Origin of the sequence: Bacillus sp. FSL K6-0972, assembly GCF_037976035.1 — a bacterium.
GTDB classification, from domain to species: Bacteria; Bacillota; Bacilli; order Bacillales; family Bacillaceae; genus Bacillus; species Bacillus haynesii.
Genome location: NZ_CP150260.1, coordinates 401,592 through 423,457 on the forward strand (window position 1 = coordinate 401,592; position 21,866 = coordinate 423,457).

At 51.0% G+C, this 21,866-nt stretch carries 2 protein-coding genes and 1 riboswitch; both genes read left to right on the forward strand.

The features are described 5' to 3' along the window. Positions 1-38 precede the first annotated feature (38 nt). A riboswitch (cyclic di-GMP riboswitch) is annotated at positions 39-125 on the forward strand. Positions 126-308: 183 nt separating this feature from the next. Beyond that, positions 309-11,057 carry a lichenysin non-ribosomal peptide synthetase LicA gene (gene licA / locus MKX80_RS02185; RefSeq protein ID WP_339227856.1) on the forward strand — a complete coding sequence of 3,583 codons (10,749 nt, stop codon included), beginning with the start codon at positions 309-311 and terminating at the stop codon, positions 11,055-11,057. A gap of 19 nt (positions 11,058-11,076) precedes the next feature. Next, positions 11,077-21,846: a lichenysin non-ribosomal peptide synthetase LicB gene (gene licB / locus MKX80_RS02190; RefSeq protein ID WP_339227858.1), complete on the forward strand. Its 10,770-nt coding sequence runs from the start codon at positions 11,077-11,079 to the stop codon at positions 21,844-21,846. The last annotated feature ends 20 nt before the right edge of the window (positions 21,847-21,866 follow it).

Here is a 21,866-nt window from a genome sequence, read left to right on the forward strand (position 1 = left end):
AGTGAACTGTGAGCAGAAAATGAATTTATATCAAGAAAAGCAGATAAAGGCAAACCTGCGGAAACGCAGGGACGCAAAGCCATGGCCTAAGGTGCTGACAGTGCTACGGTTGACAGGTTGCCGAATAAACAGGGAGTTCGCCCGTTTTTATTCGGGTGGGCTCTTTTCTTTTTATTTCCAATATAATGTTTTATTGGAAACGACAAATCTGTGACAGCGTTTTTCGCTCATCGCAAAACCGCAACATTGCATTGCGGATTGGCTGTTCGCATCGTCATACATAACAAGAGATAAAGGAGGAATAAAGAATGGGAAACACATTTTACCCGCTGACACATGCTCAAAGGCGAATTTGGTACACGGAAAAGTTCTATCCCGGCACAAGTGTTTCAAATTTGAGCGGCTTTGGAAAATTAAAATCTGCATCCGGAATCGATTCCGGGTTATTGACTGAAGCCATTCGCCAGTTTGTTCGTACGAATGAAACCATGCGATTCAGGCTGATGTTTGAAGGAGAGGATGAGCCGAAGCAGTATATAGCGGAAGACGAACCTTTCCAGATTGAATATTTTGACGCTTCAGAAAGCGGAGGAGCAGACGGCGTTCTTAAATGGGGACAAGCTGAGGCGCGCAGACCTCTGCCTTTGTATGAAAGTCCGCTGTTTAAATTTGCCGTTGTTCGCATCAGTGAAGAAGAAAGCTGGTTTTTTGCAAAAGTTCATCATATCATTTCCGATGGTATTTCCATGACGATCCTGGGCAACCGGATCACAGACATTTATTTGAAGCTTGCCAAAGGGGAAACCGACCTCGAACCTGTACAGTCATCATTTACGGAACACATTCAGAGTGAATTGGAGTATGAAAATTCGAAGCGGTTCCAGAAGGATAAAGCATATTGGAACGCACAATATGAAGTGATTCCGGAGCCCGTATCGTTAAAAGCGAGCGATACGTATCAGATCCAATTGGATGCAGCTCGCTTTTCAAAAGAGATTTCCCCTGCCCTGTATAAAAAAATTCAAACGTATTGTAATGAACATAACATAAGTGTACTCTCACTGTTCCTATCCATTCTGCACATTTATATGCACCGGGTAACCGGACAAAAAGACGTCGTTCTTGGAACATTTATGGGTAACCGGACAAATGCAAAAGAAAAACAGATGCTCGGAATGTTCGTGTCGACGATTCCGATGAAAGCCTCCATTGATGTACACCAAGACTTTAGTGCATTTGTGCAGGAAAGAATGAAAGACCAGCTGAAAATCATTCGGCATCAAAAGTATCCGTACAATCTGTTGATTAATGATTTGCGGGAAAGACAGCCGCATGTCAGCAAATTGTTCGCCGTCTCACTGGAATACCAGGTTATGCAATGGCAGCAAAAAGAAACGGTGTCATTTCTTACTGAGCCGATTTTCAGCGGCAATGAAGTAAACGATATTTCCATTCACGTGAAAGAGAGATGGGACACCGGTACGCTTGCGATTGATTTTGATTACAGGGAGGAGCTTTTTACCTGTGAAGAAATGGCCATTTTATATGAACGGCTGATGACGCTGCTTAAAGATGCCCTGCTGTCTCCGCAAAAAACAATCGCTGAACTGGAGATTGTTCCCGCTTTTGAAAAAGAGCAGCTGTTAAAGCGTGCATCAAGCCAAACCATTGCATATGACAAGAACATGACCCTGCACGGTTTATTTGAACAAATAGCAGCCGATCGTCCTGAAAAAACCGCGGTTGTATATGAAGGACAAAAACTTTCGTACCGCGAGCTGAATGAACAATCAAATCGTTTAGCAAATGCGCTTCGGAGAAGAGGCATCGGGCCTGACGCTCCGGCTGCGATAGTAATGGAGCGGTCAGAGCGGGTCATCACGGCGATGCTGGGCGTTTTGAAAGCCGGCGGAGCTTATGTACCGATCGATCCCGGATTTCCGGAAGAAAGAATCCGTTTTATGCTGGAGGATTCTAAGGCCAAAGCGGTTATCACAGACAGCGGGCTGACTTTTGAAACGCCCGAAACTGTGCGGTTCAGCGAAGCGCTTTCTGAATCGCGGGAAAACGGCCATCCGTCTTCAGAGGCAGGCGCCGGGCACCTTGCATATATCATTTATACTTCCGGAACAACAGGCCGTCCAAAAGGCGTCATGATTGAACACAAGCAGGTTCACCATCTTGTAAGAGGGCTTCAGCAGGCTGTTGGTACATACGATCAGGATGATTTGAAACTGGCACTTCTGGCTCCGTTTCATTTTGATGCTTCCGTTCAGCAGATTTTTACGTCTCTATTGCTCGGCCAAACGTTGTACATCGTTCCGAAAAAGACGGTTTCCGACGGACGCGCTTTATCGGCTTATTACCGCCGGCATCAAATCGATGTGACAGACTGTACGCCGGCTCATTTGCAGCTTTTGTCTGCGGCTGATGATCTTTCAGGCGTCAAGCTGAGACATATGCTTGTTGGAGGAGAGGCTTTATCAAGGGTCGCGACGGAAAGGCTGCTTCAGTTATTTGCAGAAACAGCTGAATCCGTGCCTGATGTTACGAATGTTTACGGACCGACGGAAACTTGTGTGGATGCCTCTTCTTTTACGATGACAAACCGCACGGATCTTCAATACGATACGGCCTATGTACCGATCGGCCGACCGATAGGAAACAACCGTTTTTATATTTTGGATGAAAACGGTGCACTCCTTCCTGATGGCGTCGAAGGGGAATTGTATATTGCAGGAGACGGAGTCGGGCGAGGCTATTTGAACTTGCCTGACATGACCAGAGACAAGTTCTTGGAAGACCCGTTTGTCCCCGGAGGTCTCATGTATCGAACAGGGGATGCTGCACGTTGGCTTCCTGACGGTACGGTTGATTTTATCGGCCGAAAAGACGATCAAGTGAAAATCCGCGGCTACCGGATCGAGCTTGGCGAGATAGAGTCGGTGCTGCAAGAAGCCCCTGCTGTCGAAAAGGCAGTTGTCCTCGCGCGGCATGAAACCGGCGGCAGCCTTGAGGTTTGCGCTTATATCGTGCCGAAACAAGGCGGAAAGTTTCACCTTCAGGTGGTGAGGGAGCACTTATCCAAGCATCTGCCCGACTATATGGTCCCTTCATGCTTTGTCGAGCTTGATGAAATACCGCTGACAGCAAGCGGCAAAGTCGACCGGAAAGCGCTGCTTCGTCATGAAGTCTCTGTCAGCGGGGCTGCAGAGTATGAGGCGCCGAGAAATGAATATGAAGAAAAAATGGTAGGTATATGGCAGGAAGTGCTTGGAGCTGAACAAGTCGGAATCAACGACCAGTTTTTTGACCTGGGCGGCCATTCTCTCAAAGCGATGGTCATGTTGGCAAAAATTCATAAAGCTTTCGGTGTCGAGGTTCCGCTGCAAGTCCTATTTGAAAAGCCGACAGTAGCGGCGCTGAGCGACTTTGTTTCTGAAGCGGAAAAAGACGGATTCACGGTTATTGAACCGGCGCCGGAAAGTGACGATTATCCTCTCTCATTGGCGCAGCAGCGAATCTATATCGTCAGCCAGCTGGAGGATGCCGGAGTCGGCTACAATATGCCGGCCGCGGCGATGCTTGAGGGCACCCTCGATCTTCAGCGTCTTGAAGCTGCTTTTCAAAAACTGATTGATAGGCATGAGGCGCTGCGCACTTCGTTTACAGTTGTCGATGGCGAGCCGAGGCAGATCATTCATCAAACGGTTCAGTTTAGGATTGAGAAAGTCGAGGCAGAGGACAAGCCGATCGAACAAATGGCGAAATCTTTTGTCCGCCGCTTTGATCTTGCCAAAGCTCCGCTGATGAGAGCAGGCCTCGTCCGTCTTGCAGACAGCAGACATCTGCTGTTGTTCGATATGCATCACCTCGTATCTGACGGCGTGTCGATTTCGATCATATTGAATGAGCTGGCCGTGCTGTATAAAGGGGAGGAACTGCCGGAGCCGCATTTGCATTACAAAGATTATGCTTTCTGGCAAAGGACGCAGGCACAAGAAGGTTTTCAAAAAGAAGAGGCCTATTGGCAAAGCGTGTTTGCCAGCGAGCTTCCCGTACTCCAGCTGATGACGGATGAGCCGAGGCCGCCTGTTCAAAGCTTTGAAGGAGACAGGGTATCCGCAGTCCTGCCAAAAGACATGAAAGAAAAATTAGCCGTGCTGGCAGAGCAAAACGGCGCGACATTGTACATGGTCATGTTGTCCGCGTACAACATGTTTCTTGCAAAGTACTCCGGGCAGGAAGATGTGATCGTCGGGACGCCGGCGGCCGGCCGAAGACATTCCGATCTGGAAGGAATCATCGGCATGTTTGTTAATACGCTGGCGATCCGTTCAAAAGTGGACCCGGGCAGAACGTTCGCAGATTTCCTCCATGATGTTAAGAAAACGGTAATCGATGCTTTTGAGCATCAGGATTATCCGTTTGAGCGGCTTGCGGAAAAGTTTGGTGCATCTCGCGATTTAAGCCGTCATCCCGTCTTTGACACGATGTTCATTTTGCAAAATGCATGGGAAGACATTCCGCTGCTCGGTGATTTGCACCTCTCGATTTATGAAACGAATTTCAATATTGCAAAATTCGACCTGACGCTGCAGGCAAAAGAAGAGCAGGGAGAATTGATTCTTGATTTGGATTACAGTACGAAGCTGTTTAAAAAAGATACGGCTGAAAGGATGCTGAAAGCATACTTGAACCTTCTGGAGGACATGACGGCTGATCCGCTGCGCAAGATTGGCGAGTACAGCCTTTTGACAGAAGAGGAAACAAATCGTCAGCTCGTCGCGTTCAACCCCGCGACAAGCGATTATCCGCGGGAGAAAACGATCGTTCAGCTATTCGAGGAACAGGCGGCAGAAAGAGGCGGGCATCCTGCCTTGCAATTTGAAGACAAAGTATGGTCATACGATGAGCTCAATCGGAAAGCGAACCAATTGGCGAGGCGCCTCCGCGAAAGAGGTGTGCAGGGCGGCACGACGGCAGCGATTCTTACCGCCAGGTCAGCTGAAATGGTCATCGGCATTCTCGCTGTGCTGAAAGCCGGCGGGGCTTATGTGCCGATCGATCCCGATCATCCGGAAAAGCGTGTGCAACATTTCTTCAAGGACAGCGGAGCGGCGGTTCTTTTAACGCAAAAGGCGATGAAGCCGCTCGCTGTGGCGGCTGAATTTGGCGGCGACATCCTATTTCTGGAGGATGAACATCTTTATATGGGAGATACATCTGATTTGCGTCTTCCGATTTCTCCGGAAGCAATGGCAAATCTAACGTACACATCTGGAACGACAGGGACGCCGAAGGGCAATATGGTCTCTCACCGGAATATTTTGCGTACGGTAAAAAACGCGAATTACTTGGAAGTGATGGAATCCGATACCGTTCTTTCCATTTCAAATTATGTGTTTGACGCCTTTATGTTTGATGTGTTCGGTTCATTGCTGAACGGCGCCAAGCTGGTGATAGCTCCAAAAGACACGATTCTTGATATGAGCCGGCTCGCACATGTACTCGAAAAAGAAAAGGTTACCGTCTTAATGATCACAACTGCATTATTCAATCTGCTGACAGACATGCGGCCGGACAGTTTGAAGGGACTTCGCAGGGTTCTGTTCGGCGGCGAACGTGCATCTGTCGATCATGTCAGAAAAGCTTTGAAGACAGTTGGCAAAGGTCGGCTGCTTCATATGTATGGCCCGTCTGAGAGCACGGTCTTTACAACTTATCATCCAGTTAACGAAGTGCCGGACGATGCGCAGGCTATACCGATCGGAAAGCCTGTCAGCAATACGGAGGTTCTGATTCTTGATTCATTCGGCAATGTCCAGCCGGCAGGGGTTGCGGGAGAATTATGCGTCAGCGGAGACGGCCTTGTCCGCGGCTATTTTAACCGCCCGGAACTGACGGCTGAAAAGTTTACAGCGCATCCTTTCAAAATCGGCGAGAAGATTTACCGAACGGGTGATATGGCGAGATGGCTTGCCGACGGATGCCTCGAATTTATCGGCCGGATTGATCATCAGGTCAAAATTCGCGGACAGAGAATCGAACTGGGCGAAATCGAGCACCATCTCCTCACACATGACATGGTTCAGGAAGCCGCTGTTCTTGCTGTTGACAGCGGGGCGGGAGATCAAATGATCTGTGCATACTTTTCAGCCGATCAGGAGCTTTCAAGTGAAGAGCTTCGCCGACATGCGGCAGAAGGTCTGCCGGGCTACATGATCCCGTCCGTGTTTATGCAGCTTGATGAGCTTCCGCTCACAGGCAATGGAAAGGTTGACAGAAGGGCGCTGCCTGAACCGGATATCGCGCAGGCGGCGCAAAAGGAATATACGGCGCCAAGGAGCAGCACAGAAGCGCAGCTTGCCGATCTTTGGCAGGAAGTGCTCAATGTACCGAAAATCGGTGTGCATGACAATTTCTTTGAACTCGGCGGACACTCTTTACTCGGAATGACGCTCATCGCTCGCATCCAGCAAGAGATGAATGTTGACCTGCAACTGAAAGACTTGTTCCAGGCACCGACAATCGAAAGCCTGGCACAGGCGGCGGCAAAAGCTGAGAAAAAATCAGCCGTTTATATTGAAGCGGCGCCGGATCAGGAAACGTACCCCGTATCTTCGGCGCAAAAACGGTTGTACGTCCTTCAGCAGATCGAAGGCGCTGAGAAAAGCTATAACATGCCGGCCGTTCTCCAGCTTGAAGGGAAGCTTGATTTGAAGCGCCTCGAGTCTGCCGCGCAAATGCTGATCAAGCGCCATGAAGCATTCCGCACGACGTTTGAAATCAAGGACGGCGAACCTGTTCAGCGGATTTGGGAAGCAGCGGAATTGACCATTGATGTCACCGATGCAGATGAACAAGAAGCGGAAAAGCTGATTAAAGAATTTATAAGGCCGTTTGATTTAACAAAGGCCCCGTTATTTAGAATGAGCATCATACGTGTCACGGAAGAAAAACATCTTTTGCTTGTGGATATGCATCATATCATTTCAGACGGCGCTTCCGTCAGCGTGCTGATCGATGAGATGACAAGGCTTTATGCGGGAGAGGCGCTTGAACCGCTGAGGATTCAGTATAAAGACTATTCTGTATGGCAGCAGCATCTGCTGACAGAACGGCACAAAATGCAGGAGGAATACTGGCTCAAAGAGCTGGACGGCGAACTGCCTGTTTTGACGCTTCCGGCAGACTACCCGCGTCCTTCTATTCAAACGTTTGAAGGAAGCCGTCTCAGCTTTGCGCTGAAACCGGAGCTTGTCCAGCAGCTGAGAAAACTGGCCAAGGAAACGGAAAGCACTTTATACATGGTGCTCGCTGCCTCATACAGCGCGTTATTATCAAAACTGAGCGGACAGAGCGAGGTTATTGTCGGCTCTCCGGCTGCCGGGCGGCCGCATGCCGACTTGAACCGTATCATCGGCATGTTTGTCAATACGCTTGCGATAAGAACGCGTCCTGAAGGAGACAAGCTGTTTTCTGCATTCCTTGAGGAAGTGAAAGAAACGACGCTCGGCGCATTTGAGCATCAAGATTACCCGTTTGAAGAACTCATCGAAAAGCTGAACATCCAGCGCGACATGAGCCGAAACCCGTTATTTGATGCCGTCTTTTCAATGAAAAATGCCGATTTGAAAGACTTGTCAATGGAAGGGGTCACACTTGAGCCGTATGATTTTGACCATCAGACCGCGAAGTTTGATCTGACGCTGACAGCGGCGGAAGAAGACGAACTTCTCGTTTTTGAAATGGAATACAATACAGCTCTCTTTAAGCGTGAATCGATCGAGCGCTGGAGCGAGTACTGGGTCAACCTGCTTGAAGCGGTTGCGAAAAACCCGGATGCCCGCATTTCAGAGCTTTCGCTTCTGGATGAAGCGGAAAAACGGCGGATCGTGTACGAATGGAATGACACAGTGCTTGACGTGCCGCAGGACAAAACGGTCCATGGGCTGTTCGAAGCACAAGTCCTCCGCACGCCTGACCGTGGGGCAGCCGTGTACAACGGCGTGGAGTGGACGTACAAAGAGCTGAACGCGCGGGCGAACCGCCTGGCCCGCCTCCTGATCGAAAAAGGGGCTGGTCCTGAACAGCGGATCGGGATCATGGTCAGGCCTTCGCTTGAAATGGCCGCCGGCGTGCTCGCGATTTTGAAAGCGGGAGCGGCCTATGTGCCGATCGATCCCGGCTATCCGGCCGAGCGGATCGGATACGTGCTGAGAGACAGCGGTGCAGAGCTGCTTTTGACGCAAACAAACTTAGCCGTACCTGGAGAATTCAGCGGTGAAACGCTTCTTCTCGATTCGATACTGAGCGAAGAAATCACAAAAGATGATGAAGTGAACCCGCAGGCAGGTACACAGCCAAACAACCTGGCATACTTGATCTACACATCGGGCACGACAGGCCAGCCGAAAGGCGTCATGGTCGAACATCAGTCGCTCGTGAACTTGTGCTATTGGCATAATGATGCATTCTCGGTCACCGAACAGGATAAAAGCGCGAAATATGCCGGCTTTGGCTTTGATGCTTCCGTCTGGGAAATGTTCCCGTACTGGATCGCTGGAGCGGAGCTTCACATCATCGATGAATCGATCCGGATGGATATTACGCGCTTGAATCAATACTTCGAAGAGAACGGGATTACGATCACGTTCCTGCCGACACAGCTGTGCGAACAGTTCATGGAGTTAGACAACAAGTCGCTGCGCGTGCTGCTTACGGGCGGAGACAAGCTGAAACGGATCGAAAAACGGAATTACACACTTGTCAACAACTACGGGCCGACGGAAAACACGGTCGTTGCGACGAGCACGGCGATCGATCCTGAAGAAGGGATGCTTTCGATCGGAAAGCCGATCGCCAATACCCGGGCGTATGTGCTTGGACAAAACAACGAAGTTCAGCCTGTCGGCGTCGCGGGCGAGCTGTGTATCGCCGGCCGCGGGCTTGCGCGCGGCTATTTGAACAAGCCGGAGGAAACGGCGAAGCGTTTTACGGAAGACCCGTTTGTGCCGGGCGAGCGCATGTACCGGACGGGGGATGCGGTCAAATGGCTGAAAGACGGGCGGCTTGAGTACATCGGCCGGATCGACCAGCAGGTGAAAATCCGCGGCTTCCGGATCGAGCTTTCTGAAATCGAAGTCCAGCTTTCGCGGCTTTCTGAAGTTCAGGAAGCAGTCGTCACCGACATCGAAGGTGCCTACGGCAACAAAGCGCTGTGCGGCTATGTCGTTTCGGACGAACAGCTTGATCCGGAAAGCCTCGCCCGCAAGCTGGCGCAGACGCTCCCGGACTATATGGTACCGGCATTCTGGGTGCAGCTTGATGAGCTTCCGGTTACGGCGAACGGAAAAGTCGACCGAAGGGCGCTGCCTCAGCCTGATGTCGAAGCGCAGACAGCAGAATACAAAGCACCGCGCACGGAAACGGAACAGCTGTTGGCGGACATTTGGCAGGAGGTTCTCGGTATAGACCGAATCGGAATCAGCGACAATTTCTTCGCGCTCGGCGGGGACTCGATCAAAGGAATTCAGATGGCAAGCCGGCTTCAGCAGCACGGGTGGAAGCTGGAAATGAAGGACTTGTTTCAGCATCCGACGATCGGAGAGCTCAGTGCTTATGTTCAAGCGGCTGACAATCAGCCGATCGATCAAGACCCTGTCGAAGGAGAAGTCACACTGACGCCGATCCAGCGCTGGTTCTTTGAGCGCCAATTTACGAACGAGCATCACTGGAATCAGTCGGTCATGCTTCATGCTTTAACAGGGTTCGACCCGGAAGCGGCAGGCAAGGCTTTAAGCAAGCTGATCGAACACCATGATGCACTTCGCATGGTTTATCAGCGAAATGGAGACGGGATTGTTCAGTACAACAGAGGGCTGGAAGAAACAGCGGTTAGCCCTGAAGTCATCCGCTTCAATGAATCGGGCGCTGAGCTTGAAGCTGCCGTGTTGAAGGCATCAAACCGGATTCAAAGCAATATCGATTTAACCGAAGGCCCGCTTTTGAAAGCGGCGATCTTTAAAACGGATCAAGGCGATCATCTTCTCATCGTCATTCATCATCTCGTTGTGGACGGAATCTCATGGAGAATCCTCCTTGAGGATTTCGCCGCCGGGTACGCTCAGGCTGAAAAAGGGGAGCCGATCATTCTTCAAGAAAAGACGCACTCTTTTGCTGAATATGCGGCTCGCCTGAAAGAATACGCAGGGTCAAAAGCTTTCGCAAAAGAAATCGGCTATTGGCAGGAAGTCGAGCAGGCGGAGACGGCACCGCTTCCTAAAGATGATGAAGCAGAGGACAAACGGATGTGCCATACGAAAACGGCTGAGTTTTCTCTCTCAAAAGAAGAAACGGAACAGTTGATGACAAAAGTTCATGAAGCATACAACACGGAAATGAACGACATTTTACTTACGGCGTTAGGCTTGGCGCTGAAAGAGTGGACCGGGCAGGAAGACTTTATCATCAGCTTGGAGGGACACGGCCGGGAGGACATCATAGAAGGCTTGAATATTTCCCGGACGGTCGGCTGGTTTACAAGCCAGTTCCCGGCGCTGATTCAAATGCGCCATTCCGAAGATATCGGCTATCAAATTAAACAGATCAAAGAAGAATTGCGCCACATCCCGAATAAAGGAATCGGCTATGGCATTTATCGTTATTTGACCGAAGAAGGCAAAGAGGCGCAGCCGATCAAGCGTGATATCAGCTTCAACTATTTGGGCCAGTTTACAGAGATGGCGGATTCGGGTCTGTTCACGAGATCAACTTTGCCGTCCGGCGATCCGCTCAGCCCGGAAACGGAAAAGCCGAATGCGCTAGACATCGTCGGCTATATCGAAAACGGCATTTTGACAATGTCAATTGCCTATCATTCACTCGAATACAAAGAAAGCACCGTCGCCGCTGTCGCCGCAAGCTTTAAAACTTATTTGCTGCAATTGATCGATCATTGCTTAGAGCGGGATGGAGGCGAACTGACCCCGAGCGATCTTGGAGATGACGAACTAACGCTTGAAGAATTAGATAAACTGATGGAAATTTTCTAACAAAAAAACGAGGTGCCTTATGGGGAAACAAAAGATTCAAAAGGTGTATCCTTTGACACCGATGCAGGAAGGAATGCTGTACCACGCAATGCTTGATCCGGAATCTTCCTCTTACTTCACACAGCTGGAGCTTTTCATAGACGGGGAATTTGATTTGGGGATCTTTGAAAAAAGCGTGAATCAGCTCGTGCGTTCATACGATATTCTCAGAACGGTTTTTGTTCATCAGCAATTGCAAAAACCGCGCCAGGTTGTCCTGGCTGAACGGCAGGCAATAGTGGAATTTGAGGATCTTGCGGACTTGGATGAGGAAAGGCAAAAAACCCGCATTGACCGGTATAAACAAGAGGTACAGGCGGCCGGGTTTAATTTGGCGAAAGACATGCTGTTTAAAACGGCGGTCTTTCGGCTTGACCGGAAAAAATACCATCTCGTCTGGAGCAACCATCATATCGTGATGGACGGCTGGAGCATGGGGATATTGATGAAACGCCTTTTTCAAAACTATGAAGCGTTTCGAGCAAACCGGACGGTTCCGCTTGCTCAGGGAAAACCGTATGCGGACTATATTAAATGGCTCGGCCGGCAGGATAAGGATGAAGCGGCATCCTACTGGGAACACCGCCTTTCGGGTTTAGAAAGCCCGAGCGTCATTCCCGGCGGAAAAACGCAGCCGGATTCAGGATCGTACCGGAACGAGGAGTTCACGTTTGTTTGGGACAAAGACATGGTGGATGCTCTTCAAAAGGCGGCAAACCGCTATCATGTCACAGCTCCCAATCTTTTTCAGGCGATTTGGGGAACAGTGCTTGCTAAATATAACAGATCCGAAGATGTGGTGTTCGGCACGGTTGTGTCCGGGCGCCCGTCGGAAATTGACGGAATCGAACATATGGCAGGGCTGTTCATCAACACGATCCCCGTCCGTTTAAGGGTCGATCAAAACGCATCGTTTGCCGAGCTGTTTAAACAAGCACAGCAGCATGCAATTGACGCGGAGCGGTACGACTATCTCCCGCTCTATGAGATTCAGAAGCAATCGGCATTGGACGGCCGCTTGATCAGCCACCTTGTCGCGTTTGAGAACTATCCGCTTGATAAAGAGCTGGAAAACGGAACGATCCATGAGCGGCTCGGCTTTTCTATCAAGGCTGCCGGAGCTTTTGAACAAACGAATTACGACTTTAATTTGATCGTTTATCCGGGAGCGGAGTGGACGATCAAATTGAAATACAACGGCGAAGCTTTTGACGCGGCTTTCATTGAGCAGGCCGCAGGGCATTTAACGAGACTTGCAGAAGAGGCGATTGCAAATCCCGAATCAAAAGCAGGCAGCGCCGATATGTTATCAAAACAGGAGCAACAAACGCTGCTCGCTTTTAATCAAACGAAAACCGGTTATCCAAGAGAAAAGACGATTCCGGAGCTGTTTGAAGAACAGGTTGAAGCGTCTCCTGACAAAACGGCTGTTGCCGCTGACGGAAGAAGCCTGACTTACCGCAGGCTGAATGAGAAAGCCAATCAGCTCGCGAGAAGGCTGAAAGCAAGAGGCTTGATGCAGGGAAATGCCGCGGCCATTATGATGGAGCGGTCGCTTGAAGCAGCCGTCAGTATGCTGGCGGTACTGAAGGCAGGCGGCGTGTACGTACCGATCGATCCCGGATATCCTGAAGAGCGGATTTGCTTTTTGCTCGAAGACAGCGGGGCAAAGATCGTCCTTACAAAAGACAGTACGCAGATTTCACTGGAAGGGTATGAGGTGCTCGCTGCAAATGCGGTGGATGCAGAAAAAGAAGAGACTGCCAACCTTGAACATGTCAACAAACCCGGAGATCTTGCCTATTACATTTATACATCCGGATCGACGGGCAAGCCGAAGGGCGTTATGGTCGAACACCGCAATATCGTCCGTCTTGTCAAAAATGCGGGCTACATCCCGCTGAAGAGCGGCGTGAAGATGGCACAGACGGGGGCCGTCAGCTTTGATGCCAGTACATTTGAAGTATTCGGCGCGCTGCTAAATGGAGGAACCCTTTATCCCGTCCCGAAAGAGACGCTCCTTGATGGAAAGCGGTTCAAAATGTTCCTGAAGGAAACCGGCATCACAACAATGTGGCTGACTTCGCCTCTTTTCAATCAGCTTGCTCAGCAGGATCCGGGAATGTTTGCAACCTTGAATGATCTGATTATCGGCGGAGATGCCCTTGTTCCTGGAATCGTCAACAGAGTCAAACGCGAATCGCCGGAACTCTCGCTTTGGAACGGATACGGGCCTACTGAAAATACAACATTTTCGACCTGTTTTCTCATCGATCAAGCATATGAGAGAACGATCCCGATTGGAAAGCCGATCGGAAATTCAACCGCCTATATCGTTGATGAATACGGCGCGCTTCAGCCGATCGGCGTGCCCGGCGAGCTGTGTGTCGGCGGAGACGGGGTGGCCCGCGGCTACTTGAACCAGCCTGAGCTGACAGATGAAAAGTTTGTCGGCGATCCTTTTGCCGAAGGGAAGAGGATGTACCGCACGGGCGACTTGGCAAAATGGCTTCCCGACGGGAATATCGAATTTCTCGGGCGGATCGATCATCAAGTGAAGGTTCGCGGCTTCCGGATCGAATTAGGCGAGGTTGAAGCGGCTTTAGCCCGCCTTGAGGGTGTTTCAGAAGCTGCCGCTGTCATTCGGGAAAACAATGCCGGAGAAAACGAGATTTGCGCCTATTACACTGCAGTTGGCGCGAGGCCGGCCGCACAGCTGCGGACAGAGCTGTCCCGGTCGCTTCCGGAGTATATGATTCCGGCTCATTTGATCGAACTCGACAGCATGCCGCTGACAGCCAACGGAAAGGTTGACAAACGTCAGCTTCCGGTTCCTATCGCTGAAGAGACTGGTAGATTCGAAGCACCGAAAAATGAAACGGAGGAAATTCTGGCGGCAATCTGGGAAGAGATTCTCGGCATCAAGCAGCCGGGAGTCGATGACAACTTCTTTTCCATCGGCGGACACTCGCTGAAGGCGATGATGCTGACAGCCAAAATACAAGAGCAGCTCCAAAAAGAGGTGCCGATTAAAGTATTGTTTGAAAGACCGACGATCAGAGGGCTCGCCGAATTTCTTCAAGGGGAAACGAAAGAGAAAACCGCTCCGATTACGCCGGCACCGTCCCGTCCGAATTATCCGGTGTCGTCGGCCCAACGGCGGATGTATATCCTCAATCAGCTAGAAGAAGCAAGCACGAGCTACAATGTGCCGGCGGTTCTGCTTTTGGAAGGTGAATTGGATAAGGAGCGTCTGGAAGCCGCGTTTCAGGCCTTGATCGACCGCCATGAAACATTGCGCACATCGTTCGAATTAATCGATGGAGAAATCGTTCAAACCATCCATCAAGACGCAGTTTTTCGCCTGACGGAATCAGTGGCTGAAGAAGCGGAAGCCGAAGCGGCGATCAGAGAATTTATCCGGCCGTTTCAGCTGGATAAGGCGCCGCTCGTCCGAGCGGAGCTCGTAAAGCTTGAAGAAAAGCGCCACCTGCTGATGATCGATATGCACCACATTATTACGGACGGAAGCTCCACCGGCATATTGATTCGCGACCTGGCCAGCTTCTACCACGGAGAAGAGGCGCCTCTTCCTAAGCTCCACTATAAAGATTTCGCTGTGTGGCAAAACGGGCCGGAGCATCAGGAAAAATTGAAGGAACAGGAACAGTATTGGCTCGACATTTTCAAAGGCGATCTGCCTGTTCTCGATCTGCCCTACGATTTTCCGCGGCCGTCAAAACGCAGCTTTGAAGGCGACCGTGTCGTCTTCGGAATCGATCAAAAACTGACGGCAGACATTCAAAAGCTGCTTTCTGAAGCTGATGCGACACTTTATATGTTCCTGTTGGCTGCATTTAATATCTTGCTTTCCAAGTATGCGTCTCAGGATGATTTGATCATCGGATCGCCTGTGGCAGGCAGAACCCATCCGGATCTGCACAACATTCCGGGCATGTTTGTCAATACGCTGGCGCTCCGCAATCGTCCCGAGGGGGAAAAAACGTTTAAGCAGTTTTTGCAGGAAGTCAAAGAGACAAGTCTTCAAGGCTTTGCCAAGCAGGACTATCCGCTTGAAGAACTGATTGAAAAACTGCCATTGCCGCGGGATACAAGCCGAAATCCGCTGTTCAGCGTCTTTTTCAACATGCAGAACATGGAAGTCCCGACGCTGAAACTCGGAGATTTGCAGATTTCGTCTTACTCGGTGCGCCATCGCACAGCAAAGTTCGATCTGTCGCTTGAGGCCGTGGAGCATGATGGCGAAATCGGTTTGAGCTTTGACTATGCCGTATCCTTATTTAAAGAAGAAACGATCAGGCGCTGGAGCGGCCACTTCTTAAATGTGATTAAAAAAATCTGCGAAAATCCCGGAATTAAGCTTCGGGACATCGAACTGCTTTCAGTCAAAGAGCGCGCACTTCTGCTGGAAGAAGGGAGGCACAGCCGGGCAGAAAGCCTTGAGGAGCGGCCGTTTCATGTACGGTTTGAAGAAAAGGCGGCCGAAATGCCTGATCGGCCGGCCGTTGTCTGCGGGGAAACAATTCTCACATACCGCGTGCTCGATGAAAAAGCAAATCAGATCGCAAATGTGCTGCGCAGTGAAGGCATCGGAAAAGACGATGTTGTCGGCATTATGCTGGATCGTTCTGCAGAGGTCGCCGCAGCGATTCTCGGCGTGATGAAATCAGGAGGCGCTTTTTTGCCGATTGATCCGGAAATGCCGACGAGCAGGGTGCAATATATGCTGGAAGACAGCGGAGCCCGCTGGCTCTTAACAGAACCTTCCCATCAAGCGGATCTCGCTGATTGGTATACCGGGAGATTGATAGATGTCAGAAAAGACACGCTGATGGCAAGTAATCAACGGCCGCAACCAATCATAGACGGATCGAGTCTGGCGTACATCATCTACACATCCGGAACGACCGGCCGGCCGAAAGGCGTTCAGCTCGAACACCGCAATCTGGCAAACTATGTTTCCTGGTTTATCAGTGAGGCGCGCCTGTCAGCTTCGGATAAAACGATGCTTTTGTCTTCCTATGCGTTCGATCTCGGATACACGAGCCTTTTCCCGGTGCTGCTCGCCGGGGGAGAGCTGCATATCGTCCCGAAAGAAACGTATACAGAACCGGAGGCATTTACTCATTATATCGGTGAACAAGGGATCACATATATCAAGCTGACGCCGTCGCTTTTCCATACGGTCGTTCAGCCGCAAAGCTTCGCTTTGGCAAAGGGGCTTCAGTCATTGAGACTGATCGTACTCGGGGGAGAAAAAATTAATTCGAAAGATGTGGAGCGGTTCCATTCCCGCTTTCCGGACACCAGATTCATCAATCATTACGGTCCCACGGAAACGACGATCGGTGCGATCGCTAAAACGGTCGGACCGGGCATGATCCGGCAATTCGCCCAGCGCCCGACGATTGGACGGCCGATTTCGGGTGCCGGAGCACTGGTATTGGACGCTTCCCGCCGTCTTGTGCCTGCCGGAGCGGCAGGCGAGCTGTATATAACGGGAAGCGGGCTTGCAAGAGGATATGTGAACAACCGGGAACTCACGGCTGCGAAGTTTATCGAAAATCCTTACACACCGGGCACATTCATGTACCGGACGGGGGATCTCGTCCGCCGTCTTCCGGATGGTGAGATTGAATTTTTGGGGCGGACGGATGATCAGGTGAAAATCCGCGGCTACAGAATCGAATTGAAAGAAATCGAAGAAGCCTTTATCGGGCTTGATGATATAGAGAGAGCGGTCGTCCTTTCCTTTACGACTGACTCGGGGTTAGACGAGCTGTGCGCTTATATTCAAGCGAAACGACAGCTGCCGGTTTCCGAACTGAGAGAGCGTCTTTCCGAGCGGCTGCCGTCGTACATGATCCCTTCATACTTCGTAACCGTGGATGAAATGCCGCTTTCGGCAAACGGAAAAGTGGACCGCAGCGCGCTGCCGGAGCCGCAAGGTCTAAACGGGCGAAGCGATTCGTATAGAGCGCCGTCAACCGAATTTGAAAAAGCCCTCTGCGGCATTTGGGAAGAGGTGCTTGACGTTCGGCCGGTCGGACTTGACGACAATTTCTTCGATCTCGGCGGACATTCATTAAAAGGAATGATGCTGACAGCGGAAATCCAATCCAGGCTCGGAAAAAAAGTACCGTTAAAAACGTTGTTCGATTGTCCGACAGCCGGCTTGCTCGCCCGCAGTATCGAAGCATCTGAAGGACAGTCAGAACAAAGCGGGATTCAGCCTGCCGAAAAACGCGACTGGTATCCGGTTTCATCCGCTCAACAACGGATGTATGCCCTCCATCATTTTGAAAAGAACGGAACGGGCTACAATATGCCGTCTGTGCTCATGATGGAAGGCGAGCTTGATACGGATCGTTTAAGACGGGCATTTGCCGACTTGGTGAACCGCCATGAATCATTGCGGACCGCATTTGTTGAAATCGATGGCCGTACCGTTCAAATTGTGCATGAAAAAGCGGACATTGACTTAAAGGTTATTCATATTCATGAAGAGGACGCAGAAGCGGAAATCAACCGCTTTATCAGACCGTTTGATCTCAGTATGGCTCCGCTGATCAGAGCCGAGCTGCTCTCCATCAGCTCTGCGCGCCATCTGCTTTTGATTGATACGCATCATATTATTGCGGACGGCGTTTCCAGAAGCCTTTTCGTCAAAGAAATCGCACACCTTTATAAAGGCGCTTCGCTCCCTGAGCCGAAGCTGCACTATAAAGATTATGCGGTGTGGCAGCAAGAACCTGACCAGCAAGAAAACATTCGGAAACAGGAAGACTTCTGGCTCCGTCAGTTTAAGGAAAGCGTTCCGGAACTCAGCCTTCCGCTCGACTTTCCGCGTCCTCCTGTCCAAAGCTTTGCCGGGGACCGGGTTCACTTTAAAGTATCAAAAGACACCGCCCTTAAAATCCGCCGTTTGACGGCGGAAACGAACACGACGCTGAATATTGTAATGCTCGCCGTTTTTAACCTGTTTTTAAGCCGCCTTGCCGGCCAAAAGGATATTGTTGTCGGCTCAGCGGCAGCGGGCAGAACGAATGCTGATCTGAAAGACATGCCGGGGATGTTCGTCAATTCGTTGGCGCTGAAAAACCATGTACCTGATCAAGCATCATTCAGCGAGTTTTTGGAAGAGGTGAAAAACAACAGCCTCACAGCCCTCGACCATCAGGACTATCCGTTTGAAGAGCTGATCGCCAAGCTTGATTTGCCGCGCGATATGAGCCGAAATCCGCTGTTCAATGTCATGCTGACAACGGAAGATCCTGATAAAGAGACGCTCGATTTAGACGGTCTGACAATCAAGCCGTATGAGATTTCACATGCCGCTGCCAAGTTCGACCTGACACTGGGGGCTTTTGAAAAAGAGCATGAAATCGGTCTTCAGTTCGAATATGCAACAGACTTGTTTCAGAAACAAACGATTGAACGCTGGGGCGGATATTTGCTTAACCTGCTCGAAGCGGTTGCCGAAAACCCGGATGCCCGCATTTCAGAGCTTTCGCTTCTGGATGAAACGGAGAAACGGCGAATCGTGTACGAATGGAATAAAACAGTGCTCGACGTGCCGCAGGACAAAACGGTCCATGGTCTGTTCGAAGCACAAGTCCTTCGCACGCCTGACCGTGGGGCAGCCGTGTACAACGGTGTGGAGTGGACGTACAAAGAGCTGAACGCGCGGGCGAACCGCCTGGCCCGCCTGCTGATCGAAAAAGGGGCTGGTCCTGAACAGCGGATCGGGATCATGGTCAAGCCTTCGCTTGAAATGGCCGCCGGCGTGCTCGCGATTTTGAAAGCGGGAGCGGCCTATGTGCCGATCGATCCCGGTTATCCGGCTGAGCGGATCGGATACGTGCTGAAAGACAGCGGTGCAGAACTACTTTTGACGCAAAACGGATTAACGGTGCCGGACACATTTACCGGCGAAGTGATCGATTTGAATGGAGAAGCCTCCATTCTGGATGGTGAGCTTTATCCAGAGGATGACATCAATCCAAACGCGGAAGCTCAGCCTGACAACCTGGCATACTTGATCTACACATCGGGCACGACAGGCCAGCCGAAAGGCGTCATGGTCGAACATCAGTCGCTCGTGAACTTGTGCTATTGGCATAATGATGCATTCTCGGTCACCGAACAGGATAAAAGCGCGAAATATGCCGGCTTTGGCTTTGATGCTTCCGTCTGGGAGATGTTCCCGTACTGGATCGCTGGAGCGGAGCTTCACATCATCGATGAATCGATCCGGATGGATATTACGCGCTTGAATCAATACTTCGAAGAGAACGGGATTACGATCACGTTCCTGCCGACACAGCTTTGCGAACAGTTCATGGAGCTCGACAACCAGTCGCTGCGCGTGCTGCTTACGGGCGGAGACAAGCTGAAACGGATCGAAAAACGGAATTACACACTTGTCAACAACTACGGGCCGACGGAAAACACGGTCGTTGCGACGAGCACAGCGATCGATCCTGATGAAGGGATGCTTTCGATCGGAAAGCCGATCGCCAATACCCGGGCGTATGTGCTTGGACAAAACAACGAAGTTCAGCCTGTCGGCGTCGCGGGCGAGCTGTGTATCGCCGGCCGCGGGCTTGCGCGCGGCTATTTGAACAAGCCGGAGGAAACGGCGAAGCGTTTTACGGAAGACCCGTTTGTGCCGGGCGAGCGCATGTACCGGACGGGGGATGCGGTCAAATGGCTGAAAGACGGGCGGCTTGAGTACATCGGCCGGATCGACCAGCAGGTGAAAATCCGCGGCTTCCGGATCGAGCTTTCTGAAATCGAAGTCCAGCTTTCGCGGCTTTCTGAAGTGCAGGAAGCAGTCGTCACCGACATCGAAGACGTCTACGGCAACAAAGCGCTGTGCGGCTATGTCGTTGCGGATGAACAGCTTGATCCGGAAAGCCTCGCCCGCAAGCTGGCGCAGACGCTCCCGGACTATATGGTACCGTCATTCTGGGTGCAGCTTGATGAGCTTCCGGTTACGGCGAACGGAAAAGTCGACCGAAGGGCGCTGCCTCAGCCTGATGTCGAAGCGCAGACAGCAGAATACAAAGCACCGCGCACGGAAACGGAACAGCTGTTGGCCGACATTTGGCAGGAGGTTCTCGGTCTGGACCAAATCGGGATCACAGACAATTTCTTCGCACTCGGTGGGGACTCGATCAAAGGAATTCAGATGGCAAGCCGGCTTCAGCAGCACGGGTGGAAGCTGGAAATGAAGGACTTGTTTCAGCATCCGACGATCGGAGAGCTCAGTGCTTATGTTCAAGCGGCTGACAATCAGCCGATCGATCAAGACCCTGTCGAAGGAGAAGTCACACTGACGCCGATCCAGCGCTGGTTCTTTGAGCACCGGTTTACGAACGAGCATCACTGGAACCAATCGGTTATGCTTCACGCCCCTTCAGGGTTTGACCCGGGGCTTGTCGAACAGACATTGGCGGCATTGACAGAGCATCATGATGCCCTGCGCATGGTGTATCAAAAGAGTACCGGCCGTCTCATTCAATATAACCGCGGGCCGGGTGCAGGTTCGTTCGCCTTTCGAGTGGTTGATCTTCGATATGTCACCGACATTGAAACGGAAATCGCCGCCCAGGCAAACCGTCTCCAGGCAAGCCTTGATCTCGAAAACGGGCCGCTTGTAAAGGCTGAACAGTATCAGACTGCGGAAGGCGACCATTTGCTGATCGTCATTCACCATTTGGTGATCGACGGCGTGTCATGGCGGATTCTGCTGGAAGACTTTGCATCAGGCTATTCGCAAGCCGCACAGCAGCATGACATTGTCTTCCCTGACAAAACCAATTCGTTTAAAGACTGGGCCGAAAAGCTTGAGGCTTATGCGCAAACCGAACGCTTTCTTAAAACAGCCGCTTATTGGCGCAGACTTGAACAAGAGCGCATTTGTGAGCTGCCGAAAGATCGCGCTGACGCAGAAAGAAAAGCAGAAAACACCTCTGCCGTTAAGTTTGAATTAAACGAAGCGGAGACGCGTCTGCTGCTGACGAAAGTGCATGAGCCGTATGGAACGGATATCAACGACATCCTGCTTTCCGCCCTCAGCCTGACAATCAGGGAATGGACGAACGACTCCAATATTTGCATCAATATGGAAGGACACGGCAGGGAGGAAATCATTCCAGGGATCAATATTTCGAGAACGGCGGGGTGGTTTACCGCACAATATCCGGTTATTTTAAAAAGCGAAGCAGCGGCAGGATTGCCTGAGACCATTAAAAACGTCAAAGAAACCCTTCGGCGCATTCCTGATAAAGGAATCGGCTACGGCATCCTTCGCTACTTAACAGACCGGAAAAAAGTCGGTGCCGATTTCTCGATCAAGCCTGACATCAGCTTTAACTACCTGGGGCAGATCGACAGGGAGGTGCAGACCGACTTCTTCGGGCCTTCTCCTTATGATATGGGAAGACAGGTCTCTGAAAGCTCTGAAGCACTCTATGCGCTGAGCTTCAGCGGCATCATCAGCAAGGAAAAATTCATCTTGTCATGTTCATTCAATACAGAGGAATATGACAGGCAGACCATACAGGAGCTCATGGACAGATTCAAAGCATTCCTAACGGCATTGATCGACCATTGTACAGCTAAAGAAGAGCGCGAATTTACACCGAGTGACTTTTCTGCCGGCGATCTTGAGATGGAAGAAATGGGCGATCTGTTTGATGTACTTGAAGAAAACTTGAATTAACCACTGAGGACTTGCCCGCT